This is a genomic window from Lachnoclostridium sp. An118 (genome assembly GCF_002160985.1).
GTDB lineage: Bacteria > Bacillota > Clostridia > Lachnospirales > Lachnospiraceae > Claveliimonas > Claveliimonas stercoravium.
Genome location: NZ_NFLQ01000004.1, coordinates 24,072 through 44,003, shown reverse-complemented (window position 1 = coordinate 44,003; position 19,932 = coordinate 24,072). Strand labels below are relative to the sequence as shown.

The window sequence follows — 19,932 nt, the reverse complement described above, 5'->3', positions numbered from 1 at the left end:
ACCATGCATCAAATTCAGAAAAATATAAGTACTATTTCTTCATTTACCGGGGAATACGCATTTCTCAGCAATTTTTATCCGGCTCCTGTCACCTACATGGGGCAGACCTATGCCAACAGTGAAGCCGCTTTCCAGGCGCAGAAGACCTGCTGTGCAAAAGAACAGCAGCAATTCTCTATTTACCGCCTGCACAATCCGGCAGAAGCCAAAAAGCGGGGAAAGAAACTCACGCTGCGCCCGGACTGGAATAAAGTCAGGATCTCTATCATGTATGAGATCTGCATGTGCAAGTTCCTGCAGAACCCGAATCTCAGGGATGCCCTGCTTGCCACAGGAGACTGTCTCCTTGTGGAAGGCAATACCTGGGGCGATTACTTCTGGGGCATGGTCAACGGCCACGGAGAGAACCAGTTAGGGCTTATCCTGATGGATATACGTGGGAAGCTGAGATGGAGCTTGGAAATGGAAAATGAAATTGCATGAAGGGGTGAATGAACAATGGAAGAAAAGAAACCGATGACCTTAATCATGAAATTCATCGGCATTGATGATTTTAGCTGTCCAACTTATCAAGATCAGCACGGACGGTTCTGGAAAGACCTTAACCTGGGGAAATCCGAAACTCCGGACTTGTATTCTACTACAAGGAATGACCTGGATGGGGAACCAGTATCCCCCATCCGTCAGGAGTATACCTTTGAGTCAGAACCCTTCCGAAGAAACCCGTATGAGTTCCAGTATATGATGCTAAGCCGCCTGCAGAGTGACTGCGAATATTTTCTCGGCTACGGGAACCGGAGCGTTACCATCTTATCCGGGAATGATCCGCAGCATCATATGAACCGCATGAAAGAATTGTGGAAGGAGCTTCCTATTGACGGGAAGCCGGAATGGCTGACCTGGAAGCAGCTCCTGAACTATGAAAAAGCCATATGCAACGAATAACTATCATAATTAGGAAGGATCTTCCCACGGGGAGGTCCTTCTTTTTCAAGGAGGATACTTATGAGAATTACGATTTACCAGATCATCCCGGAACTGGATCAGGAAAGGCTGATGTTTCTGCCGCTTTCCTGCTTTCAGAAAGCCGGTTATCAAACGCCGCCTGCCGGGATTTATGAATCTGTATTCTGTGGAGAGACAGAAGCTGCTACATTGGAAGAAATCTACCGGATTTTTAACCGCACGGACGAAGCAGATACCAAATATCTGGAAAAGATCGGTTTTACCGGACATTCCCTGTCTGTTTCTGACATCCTGGAAGTGCAGGATGCACCGGGAGACAGCCGTTTCTACTTCTGTGATACCTTTGGCTTTCCTCAGATATCCTTTCAGAAAGAACATGCCATGCTGCCTGTCCAGAACCATAATTATATTCCTTATGAGCAGATCATCCGGTCCAAATCAGGTCATCTGGCATATCTGGATGACAGCGGACTTTCTATTCATCCCTGTATCCAGGTCCAGCTTCAGCGCTGCAAATACAGCCAGTGCCAGCTTGGATACCGGCTCCGTTATCTGTATAACGACAGTTGGAAGCAGCGGGAATTTCTGGAGCGTCCTGCGGTTCTATTTTTTGAGGATACGCATGGACTGCCTCCGAAAGCTCTATGGTACAAACCCCCGGCATCTCCGGTACGGATTCCCCGATACCCGGCACACAGCCCGGAAAATCTGAAACTGTTGGAAGAATGGTGCCAGAACCAAAATATAACATATGAATATCTTTAAGAAAGATGGGAGGAAAATCTATGATCAAAGAAAGAAAAGGAAATCTGCTCCAGGAAGATACGCCGATGATCGCCCACCAGGTCAACTGCCAGGGCGTCATGGGAGCCGGTATCGCCAGACAGATCCGGAAAAATCTCTTAACTGCAGGTCAGTATCGGGAATACCAGCAGCTCTGTAAAAAGAACAGGGAAGCCCTTCTTGGTGCCTGTTATTTGACGCAGAAGAAGGATACGCTGCGCTATGTGGCTCATCTGTTTGCCGAAAATGTTCCCACCGGAAAAGGGCTGGATACAGAATATAGCGCATTAAGGCAGAGCCTGACCAGTATGATGTTCCTGGCTGCGCAAGAAGGAGTATCCCAGATCGCCATCCCCGGCTATCTGGGCTGCGGGCTTGCAGGCGGTGACTGGGAGGTAGTTTACAGCGAGATTCTTGTTCCCCTGTTCTCTAAATCCTGTTTTACCCTTACTATCCTGTACCTGCCGGGCAGCATCCGGCGGCTCTGGGAAGAATTTGGAGAGATTCCTATGGACCCGGAGACAGAATGTATCGAACAGTCCTGGCATGGATTTCCGTCTGGAACACACCGGGAAAAAATCTGGCACTGGTTTGAAGAGACCTTTCAGATCAGCGTAGCGGAAGATCTTATGTATTAAGTGAACTATGATAAAACTATGAGGTGATCGAATATGAAAGAAAAGATAAAATGCAGTGAATGTGAATTTTGCAGGTCACTCCGGCCTCGCAATAACAGCCGTGCAGAATTTACCTGTAAGCATCCGGATCAAATGTATATACTGGATTATTTTCATGAACACAGAATTGTAAAACACCCTGGTTTTTTAGGCTTCGGGAAACCCTGGTCTGATGAGGTTCCGATAAAGACCTCTCCGGCCTGGTGTCCAAAGAAGAAAAAGGAATAACAAATGACTCGGAGCCGCCCTCACGGACGGCTCCCTAAATTCTACAATTTACTCTTTATTTCCCAACCGAATCAGTTTATGCGCTGCCTCCATGACCGTATTCCACTCCAGATTGGCTGCATAAGAAAATTTCTTTTGATAGGCGTTCCAAAGTTTCCGCATGACCGGACTTTCCTCAATCTCATCCAGTCTTTCTTCTGCGTCTGCAAGAGAGGATTCCGTTCCCCGCTTAGCGGCAGTCGCCAACAGCGCTTCCCGAAAGAGTACGGAATCCAGGGTATCCCCATGAAGCTGAAGCAGGATAAATACGTCATAAAAATCCCTCATGCGGGTATTGGCGGTAGCCCTGGTAAGGATTGTTTCCAGCTTTTCCGCCAGTACGGTTTCCAAATTATACGCCCAAATATCAATCGAGCGGTCTTCCAGCATCAGTTTGAAGCTGTACCGGACCTCTCTTGGCGTGATTGCGTCTCCTGTGGAAATATCTATCTTCAAAGGTGTTACTACTCCATCAAAGAGCGCAGTCATGCTGACCCGTATTCCCGGATACTCCGCCTCATCCATGATCTCTGAGATACTTTTCAGTTGGAATCTCACACCGTCATCAATAGGGACTGAGCATACGGCCGCAACCAGATTTTCTATGTTTTCCACAGTTACATCGGTTCCCTTTATTGTAGCGTCTAAATCCATCGTTGATCTGGCGTCCACCCCAACGATTGCAGCCACCAGCATACCGCCTTTTAAAATAAACTTATCCCTGTACTCCGACAGGGCAATCCGCTCTAAAAAACGCTCCATCATATAATTCCGCATCAGAATCTGCGCATCGGCGGAATTTTTCTTTGCCAGATTACGGATCAGATCTTTTAACTGTTTTGCCGTATTTATCATAAAAGTACCTCCAAATATTGCCGTAAGATTTTTTCTACCCGGAAGACCCCCGCATATTGCATCAGCCTCCGAAGGTTCTTGTCTTTCCGCCGGGCATAAGCCTTCAACGCTTCCTGATATGTCTGTATCTCAATACGGTTCCGACTGCGGAGCAGATCGCAGATGGTCCGCTCCATATCATAAATTGGCACAGGATGTCCAAAAGGTGTCTGTGCCGTTGTCAATCCGACCCCATGCAGTTCCGGCTTAATCGTGTAAACCTGAACCCCCTCCGCCTTCAAACTGGCCGGATTGTAGCCTGTTTTCAACGTGACAGTATACGCCATCGGCTCCCGGTCCGTCAGGTCATGGAAAAACAATGCTGTTTCATGGGAAAATACAGCCTGGCCAAAACGCAGATGAATCAGATACATGGCGTCTATCCAGGAATCTTTCGATACATAAATCCCATGTGCTGCCCGCTCCATTTTACGGTCCTTCACATATTCATAAAAAACCGGTTTAGAAATCCCGGCCTCTACAACCTGGGCAGTCCGCAGAATCCCGTCCTGTTTCTCCACCATTTGATCTAGCTGTTGAAAAAGTTTCATCTTGCCACATCCTTTCATACTAATATCATAATCAATATTAGTATAAAAGTAAAGTGAAACAGCACTGCACATTAGATAAATAAAAAGAAGTGTTTACAGCAGGTTTGATTTCTCCTTCATCTGCTTGCGGCTCGTATTGGTATAGATCAGCGTTGTCCGCTCACTGGCATGTCCGGCCTGGTTTGCGACTTCCGCAACCGTATATCCCATCTCCAGGGCATGGGAACAGAAATAATGCCGGAGCTTATGCGGCGTGATCCGGTCAGAACACTGGTTAAAAAACCGGTTGACACTGCTGCGGTCCAGTTTCCCGCCGTTCCTGCTGACAAACAGATACGTTGAGTCGGAGTTCCTTTCCTTCAGATATTCCCGGACCGCATGGAGGATCTTGTCATTGATAAACACGATCCGCTGCTTATTGCCCTTCCCTGTTACCAAAAGTTCCCGTGCCTGAAAATCAAGATCTGTCAGGCCGATGCTAATGCACTCGCTGACACGCAGGCCAGCATATGCAAGGATCACGGCGATTGCATAGTTTCTCTTCCCAGTCTCTACCAACACCTTCTGGAGAAACGCCTCCACATCTTTCTTTTCTATCTCTGCCGGGCTTGCAATCTCCTGTTGGAATTTCAGCCGGTCCCCTGCAGTGATCACCAATTCCTGCTGAACCCCTGCCAGGACCAGATATTCATTAAAGTTGGAGAGGGAAGACAGCTTCGTATCAATGCTTTTAAACTTCAGCTTTTTGATATTCTGCTGGTAGGACCGGAAATCCAGAATATTCGTGTGGTAGAGCTGTACCAGTTCCTGCCCGAAAGTATCCTTGTACCACTGACAGTATTCGTCAACATGCCGGCAATAAGTTTGAATCGTATTCTCAGCCAGCCCCTGTTCCTTCAGATAGGTCCTGTAATCATCCAATAATGTCATGCTTGTCATTCCTTTCTGCGATTATGTTGCGCTCACTTTTCCGTAGGATATGTGCAATTATGCTGCGTTCAAATAGGAGTTCTTCTGTCTATCATGCCTCTAACACAACATAATTGCTATTATGTTGTGTTCAGGAATTGGCACACTTCTGACACACTTCCTATATATAATCTATACGTTGCATGACATAGAAACGCAAAACGGACAGCAGATTATTTCCGCTGTCCAATCTGGATCGTTGCTGGGGTGCAGGTGCTGATCACCCTTTTGAAAATTCGTTTTCCCTGTTTTGCTTTTCCAAAAGAAATCATCCGCCATCTTCTCCTTTTCTGACAGCCGCCAGGATTTTCTGGCTCTGCTGTACAAACACCTGTTTTTCCGGTTCTTTTTCATAAATCTTCCAGAGCCGCTGATGCAGAGTTTCCAGATCCCGGATATCTCCTTCTGCATTATTTGCCAGCATCCGGAGAAACGGGAAGATCATTGTATGCCGGATATTCTTTCCAGCCAATACAGCTTTCTTTTCCTGTCCATATACCTCATACAAACACCCCAGGATAATATCCGGATCTGTCGTAAACCGGATCTCCGGTTTCACCCATTCCTTCTTCATGTCCATCCTCCTGTCGTGATTATTCGTACCAGTCTGCCCGGACTGTCAACCCATCCAGCCTGACTTTTGGCACTCCCACAAGATACCAGTCATCATTCATTTCAATCCGGACCGGCACCCAGTCTCCATCCATCTCCACATCAAAACAGTCCCCGCAATGCAGGCCACCGTAATAGCTGCCATTTCCAAAATAGATATCATACCTCCCAGACTCCCGGTCATAACATAAAACACCTTTTTTCTTTACCATAGTAACTTCCTCCTGTAATTTTACTTTTCATAAATACAATAGAGTTCGATTTCTTGAGAATGGACAAGTTACACTGATGTTTTGTATTCTGAATAATCAAAATACTTTTTGCAGCTCTGTTACTTATTTCATACGTAGGAGGCTCACAAATAGCAACAGCAGGTAGAAAAGTTCAGAATAAAAAAAGCAGGAAACCGTTCTATGATTTCCTGCTCGGTGGAGCCGCCGGTGGGCGGCTGGTATTCAGTTTTCTGTGCAATTTAATAAATTCCAGGAATGAGTCTATATTTTGTTTCTTTACAATAGCGTTCAAATTCATCGTGAAATTGATTTTTAAGCGCCGTTTCTTCAATACTAATTCTAATACTGTAACAAATCAGGCAAACGATCATTACTGAGATAGCCCCCGGAATAGACCGATAAGCTAATGAAACACCTAACAAACTTACCATACTACCAGTATAAGCCGGATTGCGTACGAAATGATATAAGCCTGTTTTAACTAAGTGCTGATCGCTTGTTGTCTGGACTTGGAGAGTGAATGCCTTTTTTAAAGTAAGAACAGCAGTACAACGGATAAAAACGCCTAATATAATAAACACCACTCCGATATAATAGCAAAAATGCGGCAATAACCAGCTACGTATAAAATCCGGTACACTTTGGCTACGGAAAAAAGCTCCTGCTATTACTCCCCAACACCAGCCAATTATAATAAGCCATACGGTTCCGCTATCTGCGGATTTTCGTTTTTCTTTTCCTCTACCTTTTGATGAAAATAACCATATTGCCAGTTCAGACAAAACTAATATGGCAATGGCATAAAACACAATATAATATTCTGTGATACTTGAAAATTTACTTGGGTCACCCATCTAAGTATACTTCCTTTCGCTGCGATTTTATTTCATTATAATCCTTGTACCTTATAAATAAAAGACATAATCGTAAACTTGCTGGACGGGAACAGCTTGCAACGCAAGATGTTTCCGGTCGGCAAGTCCACAAAGGGGTAAGCTGGCGGCAGACAGCACAGGGGAAGTGTAGCTTCCCCTGTGCTGATTGGAACAGATTGAAAATCTGCGGAAATCATCTGCTCCCTGCAAGGGGCTTCCGGCAGGACGCAACGCACCGGCTCGACCGGTGTATAGTTGCGCCCTCTTTCAGAGGGGCAGTCCACGGGCTGCGGCTCTGGAAGCAATTATGACCGTTCCCGGTCTGGCTTCAGGTCAAGTTTGTCAAGTATAAAAACACTAAATTTATAGTAGAGATTTTTGTTGCTTTCCACTACATATAGTAGTATACTAAATCTGTAATCAGTAATTGTGTTTATCCGGAAAAGGATATGCTGTTTAGGTTTGTAAGTGCAGTCAGAGGGATATTCTGCCAACAGGGCAGTACCTTCTGGCTTTTTATTATTTTGCAGAAAACTGCACGCTGTCAGAGAATGAGCATTTTGTGTCATTCTCTTTTTTTGTGCCTGAAAGCGGGGAAGGAGGAGCAGAGAGACCTTTCCGGAAGAACATGCCAAAAGAAAGGAGAAAAGAATGGATTTAAAATTTAGTATTGTATTATTTGAAAATGAAGGTTACGCAACAGTCAGGGGAGATAAAGGCGTACAGGATATTCTGGCATCCAAAGCTGATGCCGGATATATCAAGGATGGCACCTATCCCATAATTTTCAGCTTGCACCCATATTGTTGGAAATGGTGGATCAGCCCAAAGCAGGAGAAAATCAACTTCTCTATGTTCTCTGCCGATTCCTGGCTTGACAGACCGTTACAGAAGAACAAGCCTATCCAGCAAAGATTAATCTCCGCGCTGGAAGATTGGCAGAAGAAATACTTACGGGCAAATGAGACGATCAAGTTGATCAGCAGTGGTAAGCATATCCTGTATCACTGTGACGTGGAAACCGTATGCGGAGATGCAGAAATCTACTGTTTTGATTCTGTCATCAATACGATGGAGGATCATGCTCAGGCAGAGATCATCACAGGTAACTCTTTCATTAAGGATGTTCAGGGAAACGCTCAGATCCAGTGCCTAGATGACCGTGCTATGATCTCTAATCTGGGCGAAAATGCAGTTGTCCATGAGATGAAAGATATTTCACTTATTCGTTATGCATACAGGGATAGCCAGATCCATACCCTGCAGGACAACTCCCGTATTCTGAGCTTGAATGGAAATACACGGGTTGGGACAATGAATGGTCATGCAATCGTTGACCTGGCATCGGGCCAGTCAGTCATTGAAAAGGTTTCGTGTGGCTGCGCTGTCCTGGGATTATCCCATGACGTTCAAATTAAAAAGTTAGAAGCCGGAGCGGCTGTCATCCCTCTTCGCAAAGTTGACTACTATCGCTCGGATCTCCCATTCTCAGACTAAAAACAAGGCTAACTATTTTGTGAAAGAATTTGGGGACGCTGTTTAAACGCAGCGTCCCCTGTTGATTGATACGAATATTTTCTAATTGATTTCAAACCGATACCCCACACCATGTACCGTATAAAGATATCCCGGATCCTGTGATCTCCTTGCCAATTTTTTCCGCAGACTGCCAATCAAGCAATAGATATTGTTATATGTTTTTTTCCATACATCTGTTTCTCCATAGAGAATACCGCATATCTGCTCATAAGTATAAACCCGCCCTGGATGTCGGGCCATAACTGCAAGGACATCAAATTCTCTGGCTGTCAGCATCACCTCTTTTCCCTCCACCACAACCTTACGCTGGAGCATATCCAGAAAGAATCCCGGATATCGGATCTGTTGTGGCTCCATGTAGATTTTCACACCCTCCAAAGCCTGGAGCTTTCTTTGGATACAGCAAATCTCCGGCAGCCGCTCCTCTGGAAATTCAATCACCATTTGTCTCTTCAGAGTGTCCCAGCTCCTTCCATCTCTTCAGTTTCTGGAAGCTCTGCTCACTGATGTCATGCTCGATCCTGCAGGCTTCCTGTTCCGCAGTAGCATCCTCCACACCTGCCTCCATCAGCCAGTTTTTAAAATAGCAGTGCCGTTCATAGATTGCCTCAGCCGCCTCCCGGCCTTTTTCAGTTAAGCGAAGGAAATGATCCTCGTCTTTAATCAGAAAACCGCCTTGCTCCAAAATGGAAACTGCATGGCACACGCTGGGCTTTGACACCTCCATGTGCCGGGCCACATCTACGGAGCGTACCATACCGAGTTTCTTTTGGAGAACAAGGATGGTTTCCAGGTAGTCCTCCCCGGACGGAGTTATTACGGGCTTCATAAACTCTTTGTTCTCCTTTGTCTGCTTTTGTTGCAATTCTTCCCATGCTTCACGAATAATCAAAGAAAACATCTTAGTGCGCCCCCTTTCGTGTCCTTGCTTGTCTGAACTTCCTAAATCGTGGAAAAGAAGTTATGCAGGCGCTGGCGATTATCGGCAGTCCATCCGCCGCTCCATTTGATTTTTCCATGCTCTATGAACATGAAATAATTGCAACATTGAGCAATCAGTTCTGGATCATGCGTTATAATGAAAAGTGTTTTTCCCATCTTGCTCAATGCTATTAGGTTTGTAGCAACTTCGATCATGTGGTGATAATCCAGCCCACTTGTCGGCTCGTCAAAAACAAGCACTTCCTTATCAGACGCAATCGCACTGCCAATGGCCACACGTTGTTTCTGTCCGCCCGAAAGGGACATAGGGTGTAGATTTCTGAATTGCAACAGTTTTAGATTTGATAAGATTTTCTCTGCCTGTTGTTTGTCTGCACCCTCGTCCTCTCCAGGCAAACTAAGTAAAATTTCATCCTCCACGCTTTCGGTAAATAGCTGGTGGTTGACATCCTGCATGACCATGTAGCATTTATGAATACGCTGTTTTGCATTTAAGTTATCGCCACCAATCTGCAAGACACCAGTTGCCGATTTTTCTAATCCACACAAGCATTTGGCAAAAGTGGTTTTTCCGGCTCCATTATCCCCCAGCACTCCTACGATAGCGCCCCGTGGTATAGAGAGCTGAGGTATATTTATAGTTTCGTTTCGTCCATAGGAAAAACGAAAATCGGTTAAACTAATAGTTTCGTCATTCATCGGAGTTACAGGTATCTCTGATGTAAAAGTCGGATGCAGAGAACGTAGTCCCATTTTCTGAAGCTGGGCTTCTGACAGATTTCCAAAATCCACAGCGGACACATCTTTGGCAATCCGACCCTCTTTCAAATAGACAACCCGATCTGCCACCCCCATAAGATAGTACAGGCGATGTTCTGCTACGATAATCGTTTTGCCCATTGCTTTCCATTTCGCCACAACTTCTCTCAGATCGGCAATCGTAGCCACATCGAGGTTTGAGGATGGCTCATCCAGCACAATGATTTCTGGCTCCATCGCAGAAACGGATGCACAGGCAATCTTTTGTTTTTCACCGCCTGACAATGCGAACAGACTACGATCCAATAGTTTGTGGATTTTTAATTCGCCGGACACCTGACCGATCCTTTTATAAATTTCTTCTTTAGGCAAGCCAATATTTTCGCAGCCAAACGCAATTTCGCCCGTTGTGTCCACTGTAAAAAACTGTGACCGGGGATTTTGAAATACGGAACCAACAATTTTTGAGAGTTCGTATAAGGGCGTCTTAGCTGTATTTTTCCCATTTATAAGGACTTCTCCTGAAAGCTGCCCATCGTAGTATTCTGGCGCAAGACCGTTAATCAATCTGGTGAGTGTCGTTTTGCCACAGCCAGACTCTCCGCAAAGCAACACGACCTGTCCATCAGGTATTGTGAAATTCAGGTTATAGACACCGCTTTCCCTTTCGGTGCTTTGATAGGTAAAAGTGACATTTTGAAATTCAATCAAGAACACACACCTCCCTACAAAAGCGCCCATATTAGCAAGGCCGCCGACAATATAGCGATAATAGCATCGTAAAAAGTAAATCCGATATTTGCAATTGTTGTCCTATGTTTTAGACCGCCCAGCCCCCTTGTCAATGCCGCAGCGGATAGTTCATCACCGATTTTTACAACAGACATCATCAGAGGGATAATGCGGTATTCAAGGATTGCAGTGGGAGCTTGCCAAAATTTTTTCGTGCCAAATTGGATACCGCGCATACGCATTGCATCTGTAATAGCGGCCGACTCCTCTCCGAGTGTGGGAATAAACCGAAACACAACAGATATAGGAATAATGAACGCCTCCGGAATATGCCATTTTTCCATAGCGGCAACAAATTCATCAGTCTTTGTAGACTCAATGATGTAATACCCCAGCATGAAGATAGGGAAAAGCCGGATAACCATTGCGATGAGCAGAACGGAAATCATATTCAAAATGTCCGGCAGCACATACATACCTTGCGTGAGCTTTGCTACCAGCGCCAGAGCGAACAGCCCTCCATAAATGAGGGCCGTCCGCACCTGACGGTTTATAAGCAGTAAGGTCAATGGGATTATCGCCACAACAGCATCCATCGCAAGGTTCTCATATACAAAGAACATCAGCGTTGTTACAAATGCCATGAACAGGATTTTTGTGCGCGGGTCAAGATAAAACCCTTTCCGTTTTGGTGGTTGATAAGCCTCGTACTTTTCCATTAGACAATGCCCGCTCTCTCAAAGTGCTTTTTCAACATCTTGTGCCCCAGCAGAGAACCCAACAGTGCGCCTACAAAGATAATTGCAATCGCGGCAATTCCCATCCAAGACGGCATATAGCGGGCCAGTTCGCTTGCGTACTGTGCGCCCATAGACTGCTCAATTCCAGCCATGTATGTATCTGCCATTACCCACATAGGGGCCTGACAACCAATCATTCCGCAGGAAAACAGCCAGAAACCAATGACATCAATTTTGAAGCTCTTGTACTTTCCGGCCCGCAAGACCAAATCGGCAATAATACCGAAAACCACATAGCCGACAATAGCAGTCCAGGTATATCCCATCAGGAACCAGAACACGCCGCAGATAATGGACATAATCGTAACCATGCCGAATTTGTCCGTTTTGGTTAGAAACAGCATGAACGGGATGCCGGAGATCAACGGGATCAGGATGTAGAGAAACGGATACAGTACCGGGATTGCGTTGAGCATTCCAACGACAAAGAAAATGACAATGTAGATAGCCGTGTAGATACCCACGTTGATAAGGTCTTTTGCCTTTAATTTTTTCGATTCCATTATGAAATCCTCCTTTGAATTTTTATTTGAACCGCAGTTGCGGCGCAAAACTTTAATTGTTTATACCAAGTTTCCAGCCGATGGCTTGTTTTCTGCCGCTGACAAAGTCAGCATAAATGCCTTTCTGCTGTATCAGATCATCGTGCTTGCCCTGCTGCACAATATGACCGCCGCTAACCACAAGGATCTGGTCGGCGTTTCGTACCGTTTTGAGGCGGTGGGCAATCATAATAATAGTCTTGTCTTTGGTCAATTCTTCGATTGCTGCCTGCAAGCGATCCTCATTTTCTGGATCGACATTTGCGGTAGCTTCATCAAAAATGACAATAGGGGCATCTTTCAGCATGGCGCGGGCGATAGAAAGGCGCTGTTTTTCACCGCCAGAGAGTGATGCGCCGCCCTCACCGATTAAAGTATTGTATCCATCGGGCAGGGCAGAAATAAAATCATCACAACACGCCTTTCGGGCTGCTTCAACAACTTCTTCATGGGTGGCGTCTGGCTTTCCAAATTTGATATTGTTTTCAATCGTATCTGCGAAAAGATACACATTTTGAAAAACCATGCTGATGTTCGACATCAGTTCTGAAAGTGTATAGGCTCTCACATCCTGCCCACCTATCATTACTCGTCCGCTGTTTACATCCCAAAATCGCGCAATCAAATTGCAGATTGTTGTTTTTCCAGAACCAGATGGGCCGACAATGGCGGTCATAGTACGGTCTGGAATCGTGAAATTCACTCCATCCAGAATTGTCCGCTTCTCATAGGCAAAGTGAACATTTTGAAATTTGATGGTATGGGAAACGGGAGCTTTATCAACATTCCCTTCACCCATAACCGGCACTTCATCCAACTCATTTGCTCTGTCAATAGAAACTTCCGTCAGACGAAGTGTTGCCATACCACTCCCAGCACTTTTCAGTTCTCCAAAAATCATAAAAGAGGCAACAATCATCATCAGACAGTACGCCAACGGCATTGTGTCTTGAAGAAAGAAGTAAGCAGATAAGAGCATTATTGCAACACTAAACAGATCAAGGATAACCTGCTGGAACCAGAGATACGGGGACATGGATTTTTCCATGCTGGCATTTTCCTTACAGCTATTATCAATCGCCTGCTCCATACGCTTATTTTTGTCGCGGTTTAGGTTGAACGCTTTTACAACGCTCATGCCCTGAATTGTCTCCAGTGCGGCAGACACCAATGTTTCCTGGGCCGCCTGACGCAATGGAGCATTACGGCGTGTGCGCTTCTCCATCATGGAAGTGACCCACAAAAACAGGAGCATCGCAGCAACCACTAACAGACCGATCCGCCAGTCAAACAACAAAATAACAATCGCAAAAACAATAGCATTGATAAATCCGCCAAGAGTAGTAACCAGCACCACGGGAGCCGTTGTTTCAACATCGCTTAATATCGTCGTTGCAACTGCGGTTATATTACCGAGGCTGTTCTGATTGAAATAGCCCATCGGGACAACTTTCAGCTTGTCTCCAATCTGAATACGCTTCCCGGCAGCCATAAAGTAGCCCGCATGAACACGTTGTAATTGAGAGTAGTATTGTGTAATGATTTTCCCGACAATGCTGACAAGCATTAGTCCTACGGCTCCAATGGCCGTATTTTGTCCGACATTACCCGTCACAAGTGCTGCAAGAACAACAAAGATCGCATAAAGTTGAAGCGCATGGAAAATAGCGTTCAACAGACCCAACCCGATTGATTTTTTGATGTTCTTTTGTTCTTCATTTGCGAACATCCAAATCTTTTTGAATACGCTTATCATACTTTCTCACCATCCTTTGCTCCAATGTGCGCCTGCCACATTTCCTTATAAAGTGGCGACTTCTTCAGCAGTTCATCGTGAGTGCCCATGTCAGAAATACAGCCATCTTTCATAACAACAATCGTATCCGAGTCTGTAATGGTAGAGAGACGATGGGCAATAATAATCAGTGTCTTGCCTGCAACCAGCTTGCTCACGGCCTGTTGGACAACAGCTTCATTTTCGGGGTCGATGTAGGCAGTCGCTTCATCCAGAATAACAATCGGTGCGTTTTTTAACATGGCGCGGGCGATAGCAATGCGTTGACGTTCCCCGCCTGAAAGATGCCCTCCGGCTCCACCAACATTTGTGTCATAGCCATTTTCAAGACTTCGGATAAAAGCATCACACCCCGCAGCTTTTGCAGCCTCCTCAACCTCTGCGTCAGATGCAGAAAGGCGGCCCATACGGATGTTCTCCCGGATAGTATCATCGAATAAATAATTATCCTGTGACACATAAGCAATCTGATCCGCAAGCTGCTTTTGAGGAATTGTCCGCAAGTCTTTTCCGTCAAGAGTAATAGAACCCGAACCTACATCCCAAAAACCAGCAATTAGCTTTGTGATGGTAGACTTGCCGGAACCGGATGGCCCCACAAGGGCGGTGACAGTTCCCGGCTTGATGGTAAGGTTAATATGCTTAATCGCGTTGTCTCCGTCATCGTTGTAAGAGAATGAAACATCATTTAGCTGGATTTCCTGTCTATGCAAGGGTACTGTCTGCGTAGGCCGTACCAGTTCAGGACTATCCAGTAAGGCAGCAATCTCATTTACAACAGTGCCAACCATGCCGAGACTATCTGCAAAATTTGATGCGGCAATCAGTGGTCCGACAATGCCAAGGGACAGGATGATAATGGTAATCAGATTTGCGGCCGTAATACTTCCGGCAGCATAGAACAAAACGCCTGCGGGAAGTACGGTAATCAGAACGGCAGGACAGATGGCATTGTACGCCGCCATTGCCCATTGGCAGCTTTTCATCCATTTATAGAAATAATCGGCGTTGTCACGGACAGCATCCGAATACTTTCCATAAGAAGCGGCGCTTTGATTAAATGCCTTGATAACCTCAATACCATTCACATACTCGACAACAGCATTGTTCATTCGCTGATTGATTTTTACCGATCCCTCATACTGCTGCGGATAGGTTTTCAAAATCGTTGCCATAAATGCCATGCCTACCGGGATCGTGATAAGAGAGATCAATGCCATACGCCAATCAAGCACGAACAGGTAAATGACAATGAAAATCGGCACCAATACATTTGCTGACATTTCCGGCAGCAGATGAGCCAATGGGGTCTCCAGTCCTTCCACACGGTCAACCAGCGTATCTTTCAACTGTCCCGATGGTGTATTGAGAAGTGTTCCCATCGGCATACGGGAAAGTTTATCAACGATTTGCTTTCGTATATCCCGAAGCGCAAGGAAAGTTGCCGTATGGGAAACGCTTGTTGAAAGAATAGCGAACGTAGATTTCGCCAGATAACCCACCATAGCAACAATTCCCCAAAGAATATAGAACGAGAAATCTCGTTCTGTGCCGATCAGCCCAATTAGCATTTGAGCCGCAGCATAATACGGAACAAGGCCCGAAGCAACGCCCAGTACGGAAAGAAAAATTGACAGGATGTATCTGCCTTTGTACTGGCCTGCAAAGCGCAATAGACTTGAAGCTGTGCTTTGCTCATTTTTGTTCTCCATGTGACTACCTCCTTAAAAATGAAGTTAGGTTTTGCTAACCATATATTAAAAAAATATAGCAGCCAGACATAAGATAACAAAGTATGCTAACAAGTTGTGCAAACTAAGTTATCATTCGCTCAAAAAAATGGACCTTTGAAAAATCAAAGGCCATGCGCCTCACGCCAGCCAGCCGTGAAAAACTTTGCTAAAGTATTCGTACATTGCAGAGCTTCTTCCTCTGTATAATCGTGTAGCACAGTTTCAAAGATGCAGGAATAGTAAGAGTGATATAACATATGCATCTCTTTGACTGTCAATTTATGAAAAGAAATATTCTTTTGTTCCAACACTTCATATAGTTTTAGCGAGTCCTCAACTTCTTTCTCTACCATCCAGTCGGTAAAGTCAACATATTTCGTCCCATCAGAACAGCGGAGAAGAAGTTTGAAAGCGTCAAAATTCTTAAAGATATACCGAATGAACTCAGCCATTGTATCAATCGACACAGACCAAAGTTGACTGATATTTTCAACGGATACGAAATCAAAGCATTTATCACCGGCTGCATCATATCTCTCTTTCAGCCCTTTGATAGCCGGATCGACCAAAGCGGCAAATAACGCTTCTTTATCTTCAAAATGTCGGTAAAATGCCCCTGTTGTAATACCTGCTCCCTTGCAAAGCTCGCGTAGATTTGTACGCTCATAGCCATTTTTCAGAAAAAGTGTCCGTCCACTCTCCATAATTCTTTCGTGAGTAATTTCGTATGTTCCAACTGCCACAATCTCGCCTCCCTTCGTATTGTGATAACAGCGTATGCTAACTTAGTTATCATTATACTCCTGCAAAATGATTTGTCAAGGCCAAAATCTGGAGGTGAGAAAAATCAAGAGCCGGATTTGTTGCCCTTCACAACATTCCGGCTCTTGTAAAGCGATTTTTATGCGTAAATCAACTCTTGAAAAATAGTTTCCTCCGCCTGCGCTCTCAGCATGTTCATCAGCCCACCCAACGCATGGGGTCACGGGCTTTCAGTTCCTCGGTGACGCCCGCCGCCTCCATCATGCGGGGCAGCATGGCATCCATGCGCTTTTATTGAGTAAGTAGCTAATCTTTTTCTCAAAAGCCTTGCTTTTCCACTCGTGGTATGTAAGCTATGACTCACACAAGGCACTGGCACAGAGGTTATGACCGTGGAGGCTGCCGAGCCGGAAATAGGGGCTGCTGCACTATTCGCTGTAATACTGCTGAACCTCTGCGGGTAACTCCTCATATTCTACTTCCGCCCATGTTACAACACCTCGGATAAAGTTGACTTTCAGGCAAAGAAACGCTTGATCGGTCAAAACACGGCTCGTTTCAAATACTACGTCCTTTTCATTTCCATTCTCGTCGTAAGCCGCCAACGTGTATTTATAATTCATTGCCCCATGTGGTGCAATCTCCTGTACCCATCTATTATCAATTTGCGTATAATAATCTTCATTCTTGGTCGCCAGAAATGCTAAACCCATACAGAGAACCACCAATATTGCTGCAACAATGCCTATAACGGCTTTTTGGGACTTCATTTAAAAATTCCTCCTATATGTTTTCTTTTTTACTTCCGACTTTGAAAGTGGAAAAACAGGGGCAATAATGCCACACACGATAATTATTCTTTTCGTAACAGGCTACCTAGTACCGTGATGTCTTTTGTGAACCCTTTTACCAGAACTATTATTCTTTTTCTTGATAGCCTTTCCCTCACGATTTCTTGGCGTTGACACAAGGATAGATGTTACAACCAGCATAAAAAAGATAGATGCTATACTCAAGAAAATACTTCCTGTGGGATCACCACTTCCATCCTGATAACCAATTAGAGTGAGGCCCGCTGTAATTGGATAAAGGTCGCGTAACCCGTGGCCGGATGCCATCATGCCAACAAAACCGTAAAAGAAAACAAAACCAACCCCAGGCATAAAGCTACCGCTTCTCTGTGCAGTAAAGGTAATAATGGGCATAACCGCAATATAGGAAATCAAATTGATCCCGATCATTTGAAGCAACACATTTACTGCAACACCTACGGAAAATCCGGGGAAGCTGCTTGCAAAGAAAACCAAAATTGTAAATCCAAACTCAATAACAGACAGTGCTATCGCCATGCAGCCAACAGCAATCAGTTTTCCAATCAGCATTTTACGGAAAGAAACAGGAATTGTAAGGATATTCTTTAAGGTATCATCCGTTCGCTCACGGTCAATGATATAACCGGCAATCAATGTAATCGTTGCTGGATATATCAGCACCAAATTGTTCCAAATCACACTGGAAGAAAAGTTTATCAGTGTGTGGCTTGCTCCATCAGAGGCCGTTGCCATAAATCGGGAAAGCAGCACGACGGTAAGCATTGTCGCCACTCCAATCCAGATTACGGAATACCGCTTCATTTTATAAAACTCTGTTTTTATGATATTTACCATTTTCTTCACACCTCAACTTTCCCGCTTATTATAAATTCTAACAATCGCCAGACAAGACAGCGCTCCTATAATAACGACAGTTAACACAACAAGCCACAGGGGAAGAAAATAGGGTTCCATCACCGAATAGGCAGGTGTTCCGGGATCAACAAACTGGGAAGCCTGCCAGCGATAAATAATTGGCGCTGGCATGATACTTGTCAGAAGCCGCATCATAGGATCTGTGGTCGCAAACATCCCTCCATACGCAAGCATAAAGTCAAACATCGTATAGAAAAAAGTTAAGATGACCGAAAAAATATAAGAACGATTAAACCCAACAATCGCAATGACAACCGGCAGAATACTTGTTGTATAAAGTAATGTGGTGATAATTGCAATACCGAAGTTCTCTCCAATGTTCGTCAGCTCACTTCCAGCAATCAGCCCACCAACCATCGAAGAAAGCATTGTAGCAACAGCAAAAATCAGACCTAAAATGTAAAGTAAAGTAATTTTTGCCGTGGCAATTTTAATTGGGGAAACGGGGATCGTGCGTAAGTTTTTCAAAGTGTCATTATCACGCTCCATGAAAAACAACATAGCTGCAATGATCCCTAAAACGGCAGGAAGCATAATCGGCATCCCCATAGTTGCCAGCAGGCCAAAAACCGCTTCAAAACCGGTAAAGTTTCCCACACTTCCGGCCAGCACAAGAGCTGTAAACGGAATTGGGAACAAAAGCGCGGCGAAAACCACAAATGATACAAAGTGTTTTCGCTTTAACTTCCGCATTTCGCATTGGATCAGTTTAAGCAATCCCCTCACCCCCTGTAATTCTCTTGAAGTAATCCTCCAAAGTATCCTCGCAGAGATGGGCTTCCTGAACATCAATGCCAGCCTCCATAAAAGAACGGTTTATCTTTGTCACCGGGAGGGCCGTGTTGTAGAGATATAGATTATTGGCATCCGCAAGCTGAATATTCTTGCTGCGGAATGTTGCAGCAATAATCTGTGCTGCCTTTTGTGCGTCCGACACACAGAAATGGATATATTTGGTGTTTTTAGCCTCCAATTCTTTCAGGCTTTCTTCTTCAAGCAAATTCCCGTGGTCGATAATTCCTACGTCATCCGCCAGCAGCGAGATTTCAGAAAGAATGTGGCTGGAAATTAAAATGGTTTTTCCTCTGGCGTCGCACAATTCACGGATAAAATCGCGTACTTCTGCAATACCGATGGGGTCAAGTCCGTTGATCGGTTCATCCAATATCAACAGCTCAGGATCATGCATAACGGCCAGAGCAATCGCCAACCGCTGTTTCATGCCGAGAGAATATTGAGAAAACAACTTCTTATCCCGATAAGGCAGGTTGACAAGTTCCAAAGCACCTTTGATGTACTTGGGATTTTTTAAGCCCCGTAGCTCGGCAAAAATTTTCAGGTTTTCCGTCCCTGTTAAATTGGGGTAAAAGCCCGGTGACTCAATCAGGCAACCAATGCGAGACAGGATTTTCTTTTCATTGCCCTGAAAAGTTTTTCCGAATATTGTTACCTCGCCAGAAGTGGGGGCTGTCAGTCCCAGCAGCATCCGCATAGTCGTGGTCTTACCGGCCCCATTGCGCCCCAGCAGTCCATAGATACGGCCCTTTTTCACATGAATATTCAGATGAGAAACGCTGGCCTGATTGCCGTATCTTTTCGTCAGATCACGCGTTTCAATAATGTAATCACTCATAATAGCTTACGCCTCCTTTTTGTTTTCGTAATCAGCATAACACACCAACTTTGAGATGACTTTGAGCCAACTTTGAGTTTACTTTGAGATTTCATGGGCAGAATAGGCAATCTAATCATC

General features: G+C 45.0%; 24 protein-coding genes and 1 pseudogene. 6 read left to right on the top strand and 19 right to left on the bottom strand.

Annotated features, from left to right (window positions below; all coding sequences use genetic code 11):
• Positions 1 to 3: 3 nt before the first annotated feature.
• Genes B5E62_RS04645 through B5E62_RS16740 form a run of 5 tightly spaced genes read left to right on the top strand, consistent with a single transcriptional unit; the run spans position 4 to position 2,654 of the window.
• A complete protein-coding gene (locus B5E62_RS04645) occupies positions 4 to 483 on the top strand; it encodes an NADAR family protein (RefSeq protein ID WP_087173473.1) in 480 nt (159 codons plus the stop codon).
• A 15-nt stretch (positions 484 to 498) separates the two neighbouring features.
• The gene (locus tag B5E62_RS04640; protein ID WP_087173472.1) at positions 499 to 945 is read left to right on the top strand and encodes an LPD11 domain-containing protein; all 447 of its coding nucleotides are present in this window, start codon (positions 499 to 501) and stop codon (positions 943 to 945) included.
• Positions 946 to 1,005: 60 nt separating this feature from the next.
• On the top strand, positions 1,006 to 1,731 hold the full coding sequence (locus B5E62_RS04635; protein WP_087173471.1) for a YodL domain-containing protein: 726 nt from the start codon (positions 1,006 to 1,008) through the stop codon (positions 1,729 to 1,731).
• Between the two features lie 20 nt (positions 1,732 to 1,751).
• On the top strand, positions 1,752 to 2,387 hold the full coding sequence (locus B5E62_RS04630) for a macro domain-containing protein (protein ID WP_162610253.1): 636 nt from the start codon (positions 1,752 to 1,754) through the stop codon (positions 2,385 to 2,387).
• Between the two features lie 33 nt (positions 2,388 to 2,420).
• Positions 2,421 to 2,654 carry a hypothetical protein gene (locus tag B5E62_RS16740; RefSeq protein WP_143468803.1) on the top strand — a complete coding sequence of 78 codons (234 nt, stop codon included), beginning with the start codon at positions 2,421 to 2,423 and terminating at the stop codon, positions 2,652 to 2,654.
• Positions 2,655 to 2,702: 48 nt separating this feature from the next.
• Here the strand turns inward: B5E62_RS16740 and B5E62_RS04625 are convergent, their stop codons facing one another.
• From B5E62_RS04625 to B5E62_RS04600, 6 genes are all read right to left on the bottom strand, one after another.
• Positions 2,703 to 3,548, bottom strand: coding sequence for a nucleotidyl transferase AbiEii/AbiGii toxin family protein (locus tag B5E62_RS04625; protein WP_087173469.1), 846 nt, complete (start codon positions 3,546 to 3,548; stop codon positions 2,703 to 2,705).
• Complete coding sequence (locus tag B5E62_RS04620; RefSeq protein ID WP_087173468.1) at positions 3,545 to 4,138, bottom strand: type IV toxin-antitoxin system AbiEi family antitoxin domain-containing protein; 594 nt, start codon at positions 4,136 to 4,138, stop codon at positions 3,545 to 3,547. The genes B5E62_RS04625 and B5E62_RS04620 overlap by 4 nt, the downstream gene beginning before the upstream one ends.
• 93 nt (positions 4,139 to 4,231) lie before the next feature.
• The gene (locus B5E62_RS04615) at positions 4,232 to 5,068 is read right to left on the bottom strand and encodes a tyrosine-type recombinase/integrase (RefSeq protein ID WP_087173467.1); all 837 of its coding nucleotides are present in this window, start codon (positions 5,066 to 5,068) and stop codon (positions 4,232 to 4,234) included.
• Between the two features lie 307 nt (positions 5,069 to 5,375).
• Positions 5,376 to 5,681, bottom strand: a complete 306-nt coding sequence (locus B5E62_RS04610) for a hypothetical protein (protein ID WP_087173466.1) — start codon at positions 5,679 to 5,681, stop codon at positions 5,376 to 5,378.
• A gap of 19 nt (positions 5,682 to 5,700) precedes the next feature.
• Positions 5,701 to 5,931 carry a DUF5348 domain-containing protein gene (locus B5E62_RS04605; RefSeq protein WP_087173465.1) on the bottom strand — a complete coding sequence of 77 codons (231 nt, stop codon included), beginning with the start codon at positions 5,929 to 5,931 and terminating at the stop codon, positions 5,701 to 5,703.
• A 260-nt stretch (positions 5,932 to 6,191) separates the two neighbouring features.
• Positions 6,192 to 6,806, bottom strand: coding sequence for a methyltransferase family protein (locus B5E62_RS04600; RefSeq protein ID WP_087173464.1), 615 nt, complete (start codon positions 6,804 to 6,806; stop codon positions 6,192 to 6,194).
• A gap of 672 nt (positions 6,807 to 7,478) precedes the next feature.
• Between B5E62_RS04600 and B5E62_RS04595 the strand changes: the two genes are divergently transcribed.
• Positions 7,479 to 8,324, top strand: coding sequence for a hypothetical protein (locus tag B5E62_RS04595; RefSeq protein ID WP_087173463.1), 846 nt, complete (start codon positions 7,479 to 7,481; stop codon positions 8,322 to 8,324).
• Between the two features lie 81 nt (positions 8,325 to 8,405).
• On the opposite strand, the gene B5E62_RS04590 is transcribed toward B5E62_RS04595, so the two are convergent.
• The 13 genes and pseudogenes from B5E62_RS04590 to B5E62_RS04530 all read right to left on the bottom strand — a co-directional run bounded on the left by B5E62_RS04590 (position 8,406) and on the right by B5E62_RS04530 (position 19,812).
• Positions 8,406 to 8,735 (bottom strand): winged helix-turn-helix domain-containing protein, encoded by a 330-nt coding sequence (locus B5E62_RS04590; RefSeq protein WP_162610252.1) that lies wholly within the window; start codon positions 8,733 to 8,735, stop codon positions 8,406 to 8,408.
• 64 nt (positions 8,736 to 8,799) lie between these two features.
• Complete coding sequence (locus B5E62_RS04585; protein ID WP_087173461.1) at positions 8,800 to 9,195, bottom strand: metal-dependent transcriptional regulator; 396 nt, start codon at positions 9,193 to 9,195, stop codon at positions 8,800 to 8,802.
• A 113-nt stretch (positions 9,196 to 9,308) separates the two neighbouring features.
• The gene (locus tag B5E62_RS04580; protein ID WP_087173460.1) at positions 9,309 to 10,778 is read right to left on the bottom strand and encodes an ABC transporter ATP-binding protein; all 1,470 of its coding nucleotides are present in this window, start codon (positions 10,776 to 10,778) and stop codon (positions 9,309 to 9,311) included.
• A 14-nt stretch (positions 10,779 to 10,792) separates the two neighbouring features.
• Positions 10,793 to 11,518 carry an energy-coupling factor transporter transmembrane component T gene (locus B5E62_RS04575; RefSeq protein ID WP_087173459.1) on the bottom strand — a complete coding sequence of 242 codons (726 nt, stop codon included), beginning with the start codon at positions 11,516 to 11,518 and terminating at the stop codon, positions 10,793 to 10,795.
• Positions 11,518 to 12,102, bottom strand: a complete 585-nt coding sequence (locus B5E62_RS04570; RefSeq protein ID WP_087173458.1) for an MptD family putative ECF transporter S component — start codon at positions 12,100 to 12,102, stop codon at positions 11,518 to 11,520. Before B5E62_RS04570 ends, B5E62_RS04575 begins: the two co-directional genes overlap by 1 nt.
• Positions 12,103 to 12,154: 52 nt before the next feature.
• Positions 12,155 to 13,897, bottom strand: a complete 1,743-nt coding sequence (locus B5E62_RS04565) for an ABC transporter ATP-binding protein (protein ID WP_087173457.1) — start codon at positions 13,895 to 13,897, stop codon at positions 12,155 to 12,157.
• A complete protein-coding gene (locus tag B5E62_RS04560) occupies positions 13,894 to 15,648 on the bottom strand; it encodes an ABC transporter ATP-binding protein (protein ID WP_087173456.1) in 1,755 nt (584 codons plus the stop codon). Before B5E62_RS04560 ends, B5E62_RS04565 begins: the two co-directional genes overlap by 4 nt.
• A 143-nt stretch (positions 15,649 to 15,791) precedes the next feature.
• Positions 15,792 to 16,412, bottom strand: a complete 621-nt coding sequence (locus B5E62_RS04555; protein ID WP_087173455.1) for a TetR/AcrR family transcriptional regulator — start codon at positions 16,410 to 16,412, stop codon at positions 15,792 to 15,794.
• A gap of 158 nt (positions 16,413 to 16,570) precedes the next feature.
• Positions 16,571 to 16,722, bottom strand: a pseudogene (locus tag B5E62_RS17625) (TnpV protein); the annotation flags it as partial.
• Between the two features lie 137 nt (positions 16,723 to 16,859).
• On the bottom strand, positions 16,860 to 17,201 hold the full coding sequence (locus tag B5E62_RS04545) for a YxeA family protein (RefSeq protein WP_087173454.1): 342 nt from the start codon (positions 17,199 to 17,201) through the stop codon (positions 16,860 to 16,862).
• 102 nt (positions 17,202 to 17,303) lie between these two features.
• Positions 17,304 to 18,098, bottom strand: coding sequence for an ABC transporter permease (locus B5E62_RS04540; RefSeq protein ID WP_087173654.1), 795 nt, complete (start codon positions 18,096 to 18,098; stop codon positions 17,304 to 17,306).
• A gap of 12 nt (positions 18,099 to 18,110) precedes the next feature.
• Positions 18,111 to 18,896, bottom strand: a complete 786-nt coding sequence (locus tag B5E62_RS04535; protein ID WP_087173453.1) for an ABC transporter permease — start codon at positions 18,894 to 18,896, stop codon at positions 18,111 to 18,113.
• Positions 18,889 to 19,812, bottom strand: a complete 924-nt coding sequence (locus B5E62_RS04530) for an ABC transporter ATP-binding protein (protein WP_087173452.1) — start codon at positions 19,810 to 19,812, stop codon at positions 18,889 to 18,891. Before B5E62_RS04530 ends, B5E62_RS04535 begins: the two co-directional genes overlap by 8 nt.
• Positions 19,813 to 19,932: the final 120 nt, after the last annotated feature.

Coding starts and splice junctions, on each gene's coding strand:
- B5E62_RS04645 (WP_087173473.1), top strand. CDS start 4: ATGCATCAAATTCAGAAAAATATAAGTACTATTTCTTCATTTACCGGG.
- B5E62_RS04640 (WP_087173472.1), top strand. CDS start 499: ATGGAAGAAAAGAAACCGATGACCTTAATCATGAAATTCATCGGCATT.
- B5E62_RS04635 (WP_087173471.1), top strand. CDS start 1,006: ATGAGAATTACGATTTACCAGATCATCCCGGAACTGGATCAGGAAAGG.
- B5E62_RS04630 (WP_162610253.1), top strand. CDS start 1,752: ATGATCAAAGAAAGAAAAGGAAATCTGCTCCAGGAAGATACGCCGATG.
- B5E62_RS16740 (WP_143468803.1), top strand. CDS start 2,421: ATGAAAGAAAAGATAAAATGCAGTGAATGTGAATTTTGCAGGTCACTC.
- B5E62_RS04625 (WP_087173469.1), bottom strand. CDS start 3,548: ATGATAAATACGGCAAAACAGTTAAAAGATCTGATCCGTAATCTGGCA.
- B5E62_RS04620 (WP_087173468.1), bottom strand. CDS start 4,138: ATGAAACTTTTTCAACAGCTAGATCAAATGGTGGAGAAACAGGACGGG.
- B5E62_RS04615 (WP_087173467.1), bottom strand. CDS start 5,068: ATGACATTATTGGATGATTACAGGACCTATCTGAAGGAACAGGGGCTG.
- B5E62_RS04610 (WP_087173466.1), bottom strand. CDS start 5,681: ATGAAGAAGGAATGGGTGAAACCGGAGATCCGGTTTACGACAGATCCG.
- B5E62_RS04605 (WP_087173465.1), bottom strand. CDS start 5,931: ATGGTAAAGAAAAAAGGTGTTTTATGTTATGACCGGGAGTCTGGGAGG.
- B5E62_RS04600 (WP_087173464.1), bottom strand. CDS start 6,806: ATGGGTGACCCAAGTAAATTTTCAAGTATCACAGAATATTATATTGTG.
- B5E62_RS04595 (WP_087173463.1), top strand. CDS start 7,479: ATGGATTTAAAATTTAGTATTGTATTATTTGAAAATGAAGGTTACGCA.
- B5E62_RS04585 (WP_087173461.1), bottom strand. CDS start 9,195: ATGAAGCCCGTAATAACTCCGTCCGGGGAGGACTACCTGGAAACCATC.
- B5E62_RS04575 (WP_087173459.1), bottom strand. CDS start 11,518: ATGGAAAAGTACGAGGCTTATCAACCACCAAAACGGAAAGGGTTTTAT.
- B5E62_RS04570 (WP_087173458.1), bottom strand. CDS start 12,102: ATGGAATCGAAAAAATTAAAGGCAAAAGACCTTATCAACGTGGGTATC.
- B5E62_RS04565 (WP_087173457.1), bottom strand. CDS start 13,897: ATGATAAGCGTATTCAAAAAGATTTGGATGTTCGCAAATGAAGAACAA.
- B5E62_RS04560 (WP_087173456.1), bottom strand. CDS start 15,648: ATGGAGAACAAAAATGAGCAAAGCACAGCTTCAAGTCTATTGCGCTTT.
- B5E62_RS04545 (WP_087173454.1), bottom strand. CDS start 17,201: ATGAAGTCCCAAAAAGCCGTTATAGGCATTGTTGCAGCAATATTGGTG.
- B5E62_RS04540 (WP_087173654.1), bottom strand. CDS start 18,098: ATGGTAAATATCATAAAAACAGAGTTTTATAAAATGAAGCGGTATTCC.
- B5E62_RS04530 (WP_087173452.1), bottom strand. CDS start 19,812: ATGAGTGATTACATTATTGAAACGCGTGATCTGACGAAAAGATACGGC.